Source organism: Comamonas sp. SCN 65-56 (assembly GCF_001724135.1).
GTDB lineage: Bacteria > Pseudomonadota > Gammaproteobacteria > Burkholderiales > Burkholderiaceae_C > Comamonas_C.
Map to the genome: position 1 here is coordinate 428,247 of NZ_MEDS01000025.1, position 13,214 is coordinate 441,460.

Annotated in this window: 12 protein-coding genes; 5 read left to right on the top strand and 7 right to left on the bottom strand. The window is 64.1% G+C overall.

Features of this window, described 5'->3' with window-relative positions; all coding sequences use genetic code 11:
* Positions 1–67 precede the first annotated feature (67 nt).
* A complete protein-coding gene (locus tag ABS45_RS14950) occupies positions 68–658 on the top strand; it encodes a hemerythrin domain-containing protein (RefSeq protein WP_291556735.1) in 591 nt (196 codons plus the stop codon).
* Positions 659–666: 8 nt separating this feature from the next.
* On the opposite strand, the gene fabB is transcribed toward ABS45_RS14950, so the two are convergent.
* The 6 genes from fabB to ABS45_RS14980 form a co-directional block, all read right to left on the bottom strand.
* Positions 667–1,887 carry a beta-ketoacyl-ACP synthase I gene (gene fabB / locus ABS45_RS14955; protein WP_291556738.1) on the bottom strand — a complete coding sequence of 407 codons (1,221 nt, stop codon included), beginning with the start codon at positions 1,885–1,887 and terminating at the stop codon, positions 667–669.
* Positions 1,884–2,405 carry a 3-hydroxyacyl-[acyl-carrier-protein] dehydratase FabA gene (fabA, locus tag ABS45_RS14960; RefSeq protein ID WP_291556741.1) on the bottom strand — a complete coding sequence of 174 codons (522 nt, stop codon included), beginning with the start codon at positions 2,403–2,405 and terminating at the stop codon, positions 1,884–1,886. Before fabA ends, fabB begins: the two co-directional genes overlap by 4 nt.
* A gap of 178 nt (positions 2,406–2,583) precedes the next feature.
* On the bottom strand, positions 2,584–3,534 hold the full coding sequence (locus ABS45_RS14965) for a porin (protein WP_291556744.1): 951 nt from the start codon (positions 3,532–3,534) through the stop codon (positions 2,584–2,586).
* A gap of 88 nt (positions 3,535–3,622) precedes the next feature.
* Positions 3,623–5,158 (bottom strand): apolipoprotein N-acyltransferase, encoded by a 1,536-nt coding sequence (lnt, locus tag ABS45_RS14970; RefSeq protein WP_291556747.1) that lies wholly within the window; start codon positions 5,156–5,158, stop codon positions 3,623–3,625.
* On the bottom strand, positions 5,155–6,048 hold the full coding sequence (locus ABS45_RS14975) for a transporter associated domain-containing protein (protein WP_291556750.1): 894 nt from the start codon (positions 6,046–6,048) through the stop codon (positions 5,155–5,157). The genes lnt and ABS45_RS14975 overlap by 4 nt, the downstream gene beginning before the upstream one ends.
* A gap of 87 nt (positions 6,049–6,135) precedes the next feature.
* On the bottom strand, positions 6,136–6,621 hold the full coding sequence (locus tag ABS45_RS14980) for an Lrp/AsnC family transcriptional regulator (RefSeq protein ID WP_291556753.1): 486 nt from the start codon (positions 6,619–6,621) through the stop codon (positions 6,136–6,138).
* Between the two features lie 150 nt (positions 6,622–6,771).
* Here ABS45_RS14980 and hppD point away from each other — a divergent pair, with 150 nt between their 5' ends.
* Positions 6,772–7,887, top strand: a complete 1,116-nt coding sequence (hppD, locus tag ABS45_RS14985; RefSeq protein ID WP_291556756.1) for a 4-hydroxyphenylpyruvate dioxygenase — start codon at positions 6,772–6,774, stop codon at positions 7,885–7,887.
* Between the two features lies 1 nt (position 7,888).
* Entirely contained in the window at positions 7,889–8,719 is an 831-nt protein-coding gene (gene phhA, locus ABS45_RS14990) for a phenylalanine 4-monooxygenase (RefSeq protein WP_291556759.1), read from the top strand.
* Between the two features lie 28 nt (positions 8,720–8,747).
* Here the strand turns inward: phhA and ABS45_RS14995 are convergent, their stop codons facing one another.
* On the bottom strand, positions 8,748–9,701 hold the full coding sequence (locus tag ABS45_RS14995; RefSeq protein WP_291556762.1) for a cation diffusion facilitator family transporter: 954 nt from the start codon (positions 9,699–9,701) through the stop codon (positions 8,748–8,750).
* Positions 9,702–9,888: 187 nt separating this feature from the next.
* On the opposite strand from ABS45_RS14995, the gene ABS45_RS15000 reads away from it, so the two are divergent.
* Together ABS45_RS15000 and ABS45_RS15005 are read left to right on the top strand one after the other, a co-directional pair.
* Positions 9,889–11,811 carry a PrkA family serine protein kinase gene (locus tag ABS45_RS15000; RefSeq protein ID WP_291556765.1) on the top strand — a complete coding sequence of 641 codons (1,923 nt, stop codon included), beginning with the start codon at positions 9,889–9,891 and terminating at the stop codon, positions 11,809–11,811.
* 24 nt (positions 11,812–11,835) lie between these two features.
* Positions 11,836–13,104 (top strand): YeaH/YhbH family protein, encoded by a 1,269-nt coding sequence (locus ABS45_RS15005; protein ID WP_291556767.1) that lies wholly within the window; start codon positions 11,836–11,838, stop codon positions 13,102–13,104.
* The last annotated feature ends 110 nt before the right edge of the window (positions 13,105–13,214 follow it).

Consider the following 13,214-nt stretch of genomic DNA (forward strand, 5'->3'; position numbering starts at 1 on the left):
GGATCATGGACGCCGGCCATCGATGCTGTCACGCTGGCAGCCTGTAAAAATCCTTTGGGGCCTGACCATGGAATCGACCGCCCTGCGCATCATTCGCGAAGAACACTTTTCCATCGCCGCCGTACTGCGCTCGCTGCGCCTGATGCTGCAGCGCGGCCCGGGAGATGACCCGCAGCCGTTTTTCGACGCCATGCGGGCGATGCTGTTCTACATCGACGAGGTGCCGGAAAAAGAGCACCACCCCAAGGAAACCGAACTGCTGTTCAAGCCGCTGCTTGCGCGCATGTCGGAGCACTCGCAGGTGCTCGAGCATCTCGAGAGCGATCACGCCAACGGCGAGCGCGCGGTGCGCGAGCTGCAGCACCAGCTGCTGGCCTGGGAGCTGATGGGCGAGGGGCGGCGCGAGGTGTTCGCCAAGAACCTGAACAGCTACATCACCTTCTACCTCGAGCACATGCGGCTGGAGGAAACCGTGATCATTCCCGCTGCGCTGAAGGTCTTCACCACCGACGACTGGGCTGCCATCGATGCCGCATTTGCCAAAAACCGCGACCCGCTGGCCAAGGGCGCAGAGCTGTCACCCGAATACGAGCAGCTGTTTCATCGCATCGTGCGCATCGCGCCGAGCCCGATCGGCCTGGGCGAATCCGAGGGCTGAACCTCGGCTCAACCGCCCCAGCGGCGCAGGACCAGGCTGGCGTTGGTGCCGCCAAAGCCAAAGCTGTTGGACAGCACGGTCGTGAGCTGCGCATCGCGCGTGGCGGTGACCAGCGGCATGCCATCGAGCTCGGGGTCGGGCGTTTCGACATTGACGGAACCGGCGATGAAACCCTTTTGCAGCATCAGCATGCAGTAGATGGCCTCCTGCACGCCGGTGGCGCCCAGCGAATGGCCGGTCAGCGACTTGGTGCTGGAAAACGGCGGCACCTTGTCGCCAAACACGCTGCGCATGGCGCGCACTTCCTGCATGTCACCCACGGGGGTGGAAGTGCCGTGGGTGTTGATGTAATCGATGGGTGCATCCAGGGATTCCATCGCCTGGCGCATGCAGGCAATGGCGCCATCGCCCGAGGGCGCAACCATGTCCTCGCCATCGCTGGTGGCACCAAAACCCGCCACCTCGGCCAGGATGGTGGCGCCGCGTGCCTGCGCGTGCTCCAGGCTTTCGAGCACCACCGCGCCGCCGCCGCCGGCGATGACAAAGCCGTCGCGATTGGCATCGTAGGCACGCGAGGCCTTGTCGGGTGTGGCGTTGTATTTGCTGGACATTGCGCCCATGCCATCGAACAACAGCGCCATGCCCCAGGACAACTCTTCACCACCGCCAGCAAACATCACGTCCTGCATGCCCCATGCGATTTGTTGCGCCGCCGCACCTATGCAATGTGCCGAAGTGGAGCAGGCCGAGGTGATGGAGTAGTTGATGCCCTTGATTTTGAAATTCGTTGCCAGGCAGGCCGATACGGTCGAGCTCATGCAGCGCGTGACCTGGTAGGGGCCGACGCGACGGATGCCCTTGCTGCGCAAAGTGTCGGCCGCCTCGATCTGGTTGGCGGGCGAACCGCCGCCCGAGCCCATGATGAGGCCGGTGCGCGCATGGCTTACCTCCTGCGGTGCCAGACCCGCCTGCGCTATCGCGTCTTGCAGCGCAATCTGCGCATACGCCGCGGCATCGCCCATGAAGCGCAACTGCTTGCGATCGATGCGCGCCTCGATGTCGACATGCGGTACACCCGCCACCTGACTGCGCAAGCCCAGCTCGGTGAACTGGGGCACGGCTTCAATGCCGCTTTTCCCCGCGCGCAGCGACGCCTCCACCGCACCGAGGTCGTTGCCGATGCACGAGACAATGCCCGCGCCGGTGATCACCACGCGCTTTGTGTTCATGCTGCGTCCTTGTCGCCCCCGTCGCGCAGAAACAGACCAACGCGCAGATCGTGGGCAACGTAAATTTCCTTGCCATCGGCCAGCAGGCGCGCATCGCCAATCGCCATGTTCAGCTTGCGCTTGATCACCCGCTTGATGTCGATCTCGTAGGTGGCCAGCTTCACGTCGGGGCCAACCTCGCCGGTGAATTTCACCTCGCCCGCACCCAGCGCGCGGCCACGCCCCGGCAGGCGCAGCCAGGTGAGATAAAAGCCGATGAGCTGCCACATCGCGTCCAGCCCGAGGCAGCCCGGCATGACGGGATCGCCACGAAAATGGCAGTCAAAAAACCAGAGGTCGGGGCGGACGTCCAGTTCCGCCACGATCCTCCCCTGGTTGTGCATGCCACCTTCGTTGTCGATATGCGTGATGCGGTCGAACATCAGCATCGGCGGCAGCGGCAGTCGTCCGGCGTCGGGGCCAAAGAGGCGCCCTTCGCCCGAGGCGATGAGCTGGTCGTAGGAGAAGGATTCGGCCATGGTAATTTTGAGGGGCGTATACGCGGTGCGATGGTCAACCGCCAATTATCTGCGCTTGCATCCGTCTCGCAGAGCCACTAGTGTAGTAGCCCCCCCACCCCAACCATTTCCGTCCCGCGCTCCTTCTGTCAAGCGCATGGCGCCACAACTGGCGCCATGCAACCGGTCTCGCCTGCTATCAGAAATTGTGGCGCAGACCCAAGCCGTAGTTGTTGCCGCCATCCAGACGCAGGTAGGCCGCGTACATGAAGGTGCGCTTGGACAACGCGTATTTGGCCTCCAGGAGCGCATTGGTGTACTTCTTGGGACCCGCGTTGTTCTTGGTGTCGCGTACCAGGTCGGCCGTCAGGGTCCAGGCGTTCATACGCATTTGTCCGCCGATGGAAAGTCCGGCGCGCTTGCCGTGGTTGTCGCTGTACGAGGCCACAAGAGCATAGTTGCCAAAGTTGTAGCGGCCGCCGACGACGTAGCCGGTCTTCTCGGTTTGCTGCTTGTTGACGCCCAGCGAGGCAGTCAACGGCCCCTGGCGGTAGATGACGTTGATGTCCCACTTGGCCTTGCCGCCGTTGTCGTTCTTCAGGATGTAACCGCCAGTTGCCGACAAACCGCTGAAATTGGGCGTGGAGTAGCTGAACTGGTTGCTGTTGCGCGACGCGCCGATGTCTGCATAGGTTTTGCGAACCGGCGAATAGTTGGCCATGCTCGTCAACTCCCAGGCCGAGATCGCAGAAAACGTCGGCGCGAACGTGCGGCCCATGTCGAAAGTGCCCCAGCCACCGGCCAGCCACATGTGCGACTGGCGGCCCCAGAACGTCGGGCCAATGCTCTGCTGCGCACCGTCCTTCAGATTGATGCCCGTCTCCAGTTGGAAACCCGCCTTCAGACCACCGCCCAGGTCTTCGGTCCCGCGCACGCCGACGCGGCTCGGGGTGTTGGCCATCAGGCCACTGCCACTGATCATGCCGAATTTGCCACCGGCCACCTTGCCCATTGCGGCGTCAGCGATGCCATACAGGGTGACGTTGGATTGGGCAAACGCGGCGCTGCCGGTCATGGCTGCGGTCAGAACGGCAAGGGCGCCCAGGGCGTGGCGGTACTGCATCGGATTCTCCAATTGACAAAAAATCATGAAGGGCCATTCTATTGCGGAATAACGAACGCACGCCGTCCACAGCAATCGCCCCGGCGCAGCCTGCAGCCCTGGCGTGGCATTTTTCTCACAGTTGCGCCAGTGCCCGCCGGCGCCAACCCCACCAGGCGGCCAGCGCCGCTGTCAAACCGAGCACCCACAGCGGCGCCAATCCCCAGCGACCGGCCCAGAAGGCATAGAAGGTCGTACTGCCTGTCACGCCTTGCACCGTGGTGTCGAGGACCGCCCGCGTCATGGCAGGCAGTTGCGCGATCACCTGTCCGCGATGATCGATGACGGCCGTCGCACCGGTGTTGGTCGCGCGCACCATCGGCCGCCGGAACTCCAGCGCGCGCATGCGGCTGATGGTCAGGTGCTGCGCGATCGCCACCGTATCGCCAAACCAGCCGATGTTGCTGACATTGACCATGATGGTCGGCGCCTGCGCCGGGTCACGAAAGCGCTGCGCCAGCTCTTCGCCGAAGAGATCTTCGTAACAAATGTTGGGAGCAAGCCGCTCACCCGCCCAGTCAAACGGCGCCTGGCCCACGGCACCGCGATTGAAGTCGCCGAGCGGAATGTGCATGAGTTGGGTGAACCAGCGGAAAAACGGCGGGATAAATTCGCCAAACGGCACCAGATGGTGCTTGTCGTACTCATACGGCGCCTGCCGACCGGCGGCAAAGCCGAGCACGGAATTGGTATAGCCCGTACGCAGACTGCCCAGCGGAATGCCCACGAGCAAGGCCTGCCGGCCTTCGCGGTAGCGCGCCGTCACGCCCTCCAGATAGCCGGGCTCCAGCTCCTGGGGCAGCAGCGCGATCGCGGTCTCAGGCGCCACCACCAGCTGCGCCGTGGCCGAGCGGATCTGCGCGCCATACCAGGCCAGCGCCAGCGGCACACCGCTGCCGGGTTGAAATTTTTCGTCTTGCGGAATATTGCCCTGCAGCAGCGCCAGGCTGATCGGCTTGTGCACGTCAAGGCCCTCATCCCCGGCATGCTGCGCCCACCCGGCCAGCTGCCAGACCAACACCAGGGCCACCGCGCCGCCCCACCAACGCAGCCTGCGCCCGTCCGCTGCTCGCACCTGCGCCAGCAGCGCGGCAAGCCCTGCCGCCACCGCCGTGATGCCATACATCCCCACCGCGGGCGCCAGCCGGGCCAGCGGGCCATCGATCTGCGCATAGCCGCCCGCACCCCAGGGAAAGCCCGTCCACCACTGCCCTCGCGCGAGCTCCGCCAGCAGCCAGAGCAATGCAAAAACAAGAGCTGACAGCTCTTTTTTGGCGGGCGCTACAGCCTGAAAATAGCCAGCAACAATGGCGTAATAGCTGCCAAGAAAGGCCGCCAGACCCAGCACCGCCAGCACCGCCAGCGGCGCCGCCAGGCCGCCATAGGTGTGCATGGAAATGAACAGCCACCAGAACACGCCCGCAAGCCAGGCAGTAGCAAACACCCAGCCGCGCAGCGCTGCGGCGCGCCAGCCCGGCGCCGCGAGCAGCAGATGCACCAGCAGCGCCAGCGATGCGATCTGCAGCCACCACGCGGGCTCGCCGCTACCGGGCCAGGCGATCGATGCCGCCTGCGCCAGCCCGGCCAGCAGCGCCGCCAGCAGCGCCTTCATCCGCCCTGCGCTGCGTCGGCTGCCACGCCCTGGGCGGTGCGCGTGACCTTGAACCAGCGCACCGCGCCGCCCTTGTTGTGCAGCACGGTGAACAACAGGCCGCCCAAGGCCAGCGACTCACCGCGACGCGGCATGTGGCCCAGTTCGTGCGCAATCAGACCCCCGATGGTGTCGAACGCCTCGTCCGGATCGGAGCCTTGGAGCGTGCACTCGAAACTCTCGGCCACGCGCTCGATCGGCGTGTCGCCGCTCACGCGCCAGCTGTCGTCGGCCAGCGCGAAGATGTCGCCCTCGGGCTCGTCTTCGGTATCGAATTCATCCTCGATCTCGCCGACGATCTGCTCGATCACATCCTCAAACGTGACCAGCCCCGCGGTGCGGCCAAATTCATCGACCACGATGGCCATGTGGTTGCGCGTGGCGCGGAACTCGCGCAGCAGCGCCTGCAAATCCTTGTTCTCCGGCACGAAGAGCGCCGGGCGCACCAGCGTGCGCAAGCTGAGATCGGGCGCGCGCTGCAGCTTGAGCAAATCCTTGGCCAGCAGAATGCCGATGATGTTGTCACGTGTGCCCTGCACCACCGGGAAGCGCGAGTGCGCGGTGCGGATGACCTGCATCACCAGGGCTTCGCGGTCGGTGTCGATGTCCAGCACGTCCATGCGCGGCGCGGCCACGAGGATGTCGGCCGCCGTCATCTCGGCCATCTGCAGCACGCGCTCGAGCATGACGCGCGAATCGGTGTGGATGACCGCGTTGTCCTCCGCTTCGGCCAGCGTGGCAATCAGCTCGTCCGTGGTTTCGGGGCGGGGGTGGAGGAATTCCACCAGGCGCTGCAGCAGCGTGCGCTTGTCGTCCTTGTCGGGCGCCTGCGCAGGGTTGGGGTCGGACACGTAGGGCGTGCAAAAGTCGATAGAGGGACAAGGATAGCGGATTGGCCGCCAGACCCCAAGCCGCGCACCCTTGCGCCAGCCACCGCGCTAGACCGGCATCGCCGTGGTGCTCTTGACGGTATCGAGCACAAAACTGGTCTTGCAGTCCTGCACGCTGGGGTGCTTAAGCAGGGTATCCATCACGAAGCGGCTGTAGTGCGCCATGTCGCGCACCACCACGCGCAGCAGGTAGTCCATCTCGCCGGTGAGCGAGGCGCATTCCACCACCTCCGGCCAGCTCTGCACCGCGGCGCGAAACAGATCCATGGGGTTGCGCTTGTGCGTCTCGGTGTTCTTTTCGAGCCGCACGTTGAGATAGGCCGTCAGCCCCAACCCCACCGCCTCGGGACGCACCAGCGCCACGTAGCGGGCGATGGCTCGCACCTCTTCCAGGCGCTTGACCCGGCGCAGCACGGCGCTGGCCGACAGACCCACCTGCTCGCCGATCGATTCATAGGTCTCGCGACCGTCGTCCTGCAGGCGACGCAAGATGGCGCGATCGAGCTTGTCCAGGGCAATCGGCGAATCTGTCATGCTTGTCTTTCGGCATTTGCGGCGCGAACCAGCGGGTTGATGCAATTTTGTTGCGCATTTCGGCTACTGCATTGCAATGTTTGCACAAAAATTGATCGCACACGCGCCTACAGTCAAAGGTTTGCACCTACCAATCAACAGGAGACCTTCATGACTGCCGCCATGCCTGCCAGCACCATCCACGAAACCGCCAGCCGCGAGAACCCCATGGGGCTGATGGGCTTCGAGTTCGTCGAATTCGCCTCACCCACGGCCGGCGTGATCGAGCCGCTGTTCGAAAAGCTGGGATTCAGCCCGGTGGCCAGGCACCGCTCCAAGGACGTGGTGCTGTACCGCCAGGGCGGCATCAACTTCATCCTGAACCGCGAGAAAAACAGCCAGGCCGGCTACTTCGCCGCCGAGCACGGCCCCTCGCCCTGCGGCATGGCGTTTCGCGTGGAAAACGCGCCCTACGCCTACAAGCGCGCGCTGGAGTTGGGCGCACAGCCCATCGAGATTCCCACCGGCCCGATGGAGCTGCGCCTGCCCGCGATCAAGGGCATTGGCGGCGCGCCGCTGTACCTGATCGATCGTTTTCGCGACGGCGAGACGATTTATGACATCGACTTTGAATGGCTGCCAGGCGTCGATCCGCACCCGCGCGGCCACGGCCTCAAGGAAATCGACCACCTGACGCACAACGTCTACCGCGGTCGCATGGGCTTCTGGGCCAAGTACTACGAGCACCTGTTCAACTTCCGCGAAATCCGTTATTTCGACATCCAGGGCGAGTACACGGGCCTGACCAGCAAGGCGATGACCGCGCCCGACGGCAAGATTCGCATCCCGCTCAACGAAGAGGCGCGCCAGGGCGGCGGGCAGATCGAAGAATTTTTGATGCAGTTCAATGGCGAGGGCATCCAGCACATCGCGATGAGCTGCGACAACCTGATCGAGGTGGTGGACCGTCTGCAGATGGCCGGCGTGCCCACGCCGCCCGCGCCCAACCAGGCCTACTACGACATGCTCAAAGATCGCCTGCCAGGCCACGGCCAGCCGGTGGCCGAGCTGCAGTCGCGCGGCATCCTGCTCGATGGCTCCACCGCGGGCGGCCAGCCGCGGCTGCTGCTGCAAATTTTCTCCACGCCCATCATGGGGCCGGTGTTCTTCGAATTCATCCAGCGCAAGGGCGACGAGGGCTTTGGCGAGGGCAACTTCAAGGCGCTGTTCGAATCGATAGAGCGCGACCAAGTGCAGCGCGGCGTGGTCGGCGGCAAGGACGCCTGAGATGGCCGTCCAACCCGTCGTTTACGGAGAAGGCACGCGCCCGCCGCGTGGGGACTACGCCCGCGCCAACGACGATTACACCTGCGCGCAAGACTGGTCCGCCTACACCGGGCAGGACCATGACACCTACCGGCGCCTGTACGAGCGCCAGACCGCGCAATTGCCGGGGCTGGCAAGCCAGGCTTTCATTGATGCGCTGCCACGCCTGGGCGCCAAGGACCGCATCCCGCGCTTCGACGACATCAACGAGCAACTGCACAAGGCCACGCGCTGGGAGCTGGTCGCGGTGCCGGGGCTGATTCCGGAAGAGCCCTTCTTCTCGCTGCTGGCAAACCGCAAGTTCCCGGTCACGGACTGGATCCGCAAGCCCGAGGAATTCGACTACATCGTCGAGCCCGACGTGTTCCACGACCTCTACGGCCATGTACCCATGCTGTTCAACCCGCACATCGCGGACTACATGCAGAACTATGGCGAGGGTGGCCTGAAGGCGGCGCGCCTGGGTTCGTGCGAGATGCTCTCGCGCCTGTACTGGTACACCATCGAATTCGGCCTCATCCGCGAGGCCGGTGGCTTGCGCGCCTATGGCGCCGGCATCCTGAGCTCGGCGGGTGAGCTGCCCTATTCGGTGCAAAGCCCCGAACCACAGCGCCGCCCGCTTGATCTGCTGCGTACCATGCGCACGCGCTACAAGATCGACAGCTACCAGCAGACCTACTTCGTGATCGACAGCTTCGAGCAGCTGTTCGAGATGACGGCGGGCGATTTCACCCCGCTTTACGAGCAGATGCGGGGCATGCCGGAGTTCGCGGCGGACGCCTGCGCCAGCTGACCCTGCTGGCGGCCTGCGGACAGCCGCCTCACAGCGCGGCAAGGTCCTGTGCGCCTTCCGTCTGTTCGAACACCGTGCTGGCCCCCGTGGGCAGCAGCTCGATGACCGCCACCAACCCCGGCACGGCCGCCATCAGCGCCGCCTCCACGGCGGCGCGCTGCGCCGCAGCGTGACCCAGCGTCCAATTCTGCGGCACATGCATGTGCAGCTGCACGAAACTGCGACTGCCGGCACGCCGGGAACCCAGGCCGTCAAACCGCACCGCGCCGTGGCTCGCCTGCGCGAATTGGTCCAGCGCCGCCTGCACCGTGGCCAGCTGCTGCGGCGGCAGTGCCTCGTCCATCAGGCCTTGCGAAGCCTGCCACACCAGCGAGGCACCCTCCTTGAGGATGTTCAGCGCCACCAACAGCGCCACCACCGGATCGAGCCAGTGCCAGCCCGTGGCCCAGGCCAGCAACAGACCCAGCACCACACCGGCGGAGGTCCACACGTCGGTGAACAAATGGCGCGCATCGCCCTCCAGCGCGATGGAGCGGCGCGATCGCGCCGCGTGCAACATGCCCCACGCGAGCAGGCCGTTGAATACCGAGCTCAGGACCGCCAGCCCCAGCCCCCAGGACAGCTGCTCCAGCGGCTGCGGGGACGCCAGCCGCACGATCGCTGCCCAGAAGATCGCCGCTGCCGCGCCAACGATCAGGATGCCCTCGAAACCCGAGGAGAAATACTCGGCCTTGTGGTGCCCGAACGGATGCTCGGCATCGGCCGGGCGCGCAGCGACAGTGACCATCGCCAGGGCAAACATGGCACCCGCGAGGTTCACGAACGACTCCAGCGCATCCGACAGCAGGCTGACCGAGCCGGTGATCCACCATGCCAGCGTCTTGAGCACGATGGTGAGCACGGCAACCACGACAGAGACCTGCAGCCAGCGCCGCGGCGTCATCCGGTCAAGGGCTCTGGGTACGGGCGGCAGCTTTCGCATGACAACACGGAAAGGATGAACCGTATCACGCATTGGGCGGGGCCGGGCGATTGCTGAAAAAGAGTGTTGCGAAGTCCGCTATTGCCCGGCCGCATGCACGTCGTTGGTGCTACAACACAGCCACGGCGCTGCAACTTTGCAGCATGGCCCGACTCCGAAAAGAAGGGCTTGTCACAGGAGGTCTCACATGGACGCCATCAGCAACTTCGCCGCACGCTACGCACGCGAACGTGAAGAGGAGATGTCGATCGACGACTATCTGCAACTGTGCAAGCGCGATCCTGGCGCCTATGCCACGGCTTCCGAGCGCATGCTGGCCGCGATTGGCGAGCCGACGATGGTCGATACGCGCGACGACCCCACGCTCTCGCGCCTGTTTGCCAACAAGGTCATCCGCCGCTACCCGACCTTTGCCGAGTTCTACGGCATGGAAGACGCCATAGAGCAGGTGGTGAGTTTCTTTCGCCACGCGGCGCAGGGGCTGGAAGAGCGCAAGCAGATTCTCTATCTGCTGGGGCCGGTGGGCGGCGGCAAGAGCTCGATCGCCGAGCGCCTGAAGGCGCTGATGCAGAAGGTGCCGTTCTACGCGCTCAAGGGATCGCCGGTCAACGAATCGCCGCTGGGCCTGTTCGACCCGCAGGAAGACGGGCCCATCCTGCAGGAGCAATTCGGCATTCCGCAGCGCTACCTGCAGCGCGTGCTCTCACCCTGGGCCGTCAAACGCCTGGAGGAATTCGGCGGCGACATCCGCAAATTCCGCGTCGTCAAGCGCTACCCCAGCGTGCTCAAGCAGATCGGCATCGCCAAGACCGAGCCGGGCGACGAGAACAACCAGGACATCTCCAGCCTGGTGGGCAAGGTCGACATCCGCCAGCTGGAAAACTTCGCGCAGGACGATACCGACGCCTACAGCTACAGCGGCGGCCTGTGCCTGGCCAACCAAGGCTTGCTCGAATTTGTGGAGATGTTCAAGGCACCCATCAAGGTGCTGCATCCGCTGCTCACGGCCACGCAGGAGGGCAACTACAAGGGCACCGAGGGCTTTGGCGCGATCCCGTTTGACGGCATCGTGCTGGCGCACAGCAACGAGAGCGAGTGGAAGGCGTTTCGCAACAACAAGAACAACGAGGCCTTTCTGGACCGCATCTACATCGTCAAGGTGCCCTACTGCCTGCGCGTTTCCGAAGAGATCAAGATCTACGAAAAACTGATACGAGAATCGTCGCTGGCGCAAGCGGTGTGTGCGCCAGGCACTCTCAAAATGATGGCACAGTTCTCGGTGCTCACGCGCCTGCACGAACCCGAGAATTCCAGTCTTTACAGCAAGATGAAGGTCTACGACGGCCAGAATCTGAAGGACACCGACCCGCGCGCCAAGAGCTACCAGGAGTACCGCGACTACGCCGGGGTGGATGAGGGCATGAGCGGCATTTCCACGCGCTTTGCCTTCAAGATTCTCTCCAAGGTCTTCAACTACGACAGCACCGAGGTGGCGGCCAATCCGGTGCACCTGATGTATGTGCTGGAGCAGCAGATCCAGCGCGAGCAGTTCGCCGGTGACGCGGAGACGAAATACATCGGCTTCATCAAGGAATACCTCTCGCCGCGCTATGCCGAGTTCATCGGCAAGGAAATTCAAACCGCCTACCTGGAGAGCTACAGCGAGTACGGCCAGAACATTTTTGACCGCTACGTGACCTATGCCGACTACTGGATTCAGGACAGCGAGTACCGCGACACCGATACCGGCGAAGTCTTTGACCGCAACGCGCTGAACGCCGAGCTCGAGAAGATCGAAAAGCCCGCGGGCATTGCCAATCCCAAGGATTTCCGAAATGAAATCGTCAACTTCGTGCTGCGCGCGCGCGCCAACAATCAGGGCAAGAACCCGGCTTGGACCAGCTACGAAAAACTGCGTCTGGTGATCGAGAAGAAGATGTTCTCCAATACCGAGGAGCTGCTGCCGGTGATCAGCTTCAACGCCAAGGCCAGCACCGAGGATGCACGCAAACACGAGGATTTCGTCACCCGCATGGTCGCCAAGGGCTACACGCAAAAGCAGGTGCGACTGCTGTGCGAGTGGTACCTCAGGGTGCGCAAAAGCAGTTGACAGCCAGGCGGCAGGGCGAGCGTCATGGCACTTCAGATCATCGACCGCAGGCTCTCCGGCAAGAACAAGTCGGTGGGCAACCGCGAACGCTTCATCCGCCGCTACAAGCAGCAGATCACCGAGGCGGTGCGCCGCGCCGTCTCCACCCGCGGCATTCGCGAGATCGAGCAGGCCGAGAACATCACGATTCCGAAACGGGACATCAGCGAGCCCAGCTTTCACCACGGCCAGGGCGGTGTGCGCGACACCGTGCACCCGGGCAACCGCGAATACGTGACGGGCGACCGCATCGAGCGCCCCGAACGCGGCGGCGGTGGTGGCGGCTCGCAGGCGAGCGACAGCGGCGAAGGACAGGACGATTTCACCTTCACCCTCACGCGCGAAGAGTTCATGCAGCTCTTCTTCGAAGACCTGGCGCTGCCGCGTCTGCTGCGCACGCATATCGCCGAGAACCCGACGTACAAGCTGCGCCGCTCGGGCTACAGCGAGGACGGCACGCCCAACAACCTGGCCATCGTGCGCAGCATGCGCGGCGCGCTGGGCCGGCGCATCGCGCTCACGCGCGGGCCGCAGCGCGAGCTCGACCGGCTCAAGGACGCACTGGCCGTGCTGCTGCTGCAGCCGCTGCATGACGAAGCCGAAGCGGCCGAACTGCGCGAGCGTATCGCGCGGCTGGAGAAACGCATCCGCAAGACGCCGTGGCTGGACCCCATCGACCTGCGTTTTCGCGCGCACCAGAGGGTGCCCGAGCCCTTCAGCCGCGCCGTGATGTTCTGCGTGATGGATGTCTCGGGCTCGATGGACGAGGAGCGCAAGGACCTGGCCAAGCGCTTCTTCATCCTGTTGCACCTGTTTCTCACGCGCCACTACCGGCAGGTGGAGATCGTCTTCATTCGTCACCACACGCAGGCCGCGGAAGTGGATGAACAGGAATTTTTCTATTCGCAGGAGAGTGGCGGCACAGTGGTGAGCAGCGCACTCGTGCTGCTTGAAGAGATCATCCGCGCCCGCTACCCGGCGGGTGACTGGAACATCTACGTCGCGCAGGCAAGCGACGGCGACAACTTCAGCAACGACAGCGGCAACTGCCGCACGCTGCTGGAAGACAAGATCCTGCCGCTGGTGCGTTACTACGCTTACCTGCAGGTAGCTGAGGAAGAGCAGAACCTCTGGCAGGAATACAGCCAGCTGCTCATCACCCACCCGGAATTCGCGATGCGCAAGGTAGCGCAGGCGAGCGAGATCTATCCGGTCTTTCGCGAGCTGTTTCGCAAGGAAGGGGTACAGGCATGAGCACGCCAATGGCCTTTCCGCCACCTGAGCATCCGTCGCAAATGCCGACGCACTACCCGGTGCTCGAACGGCGCCACGGCGACAACGCCTGGAAGCTGCCTACCACCGGC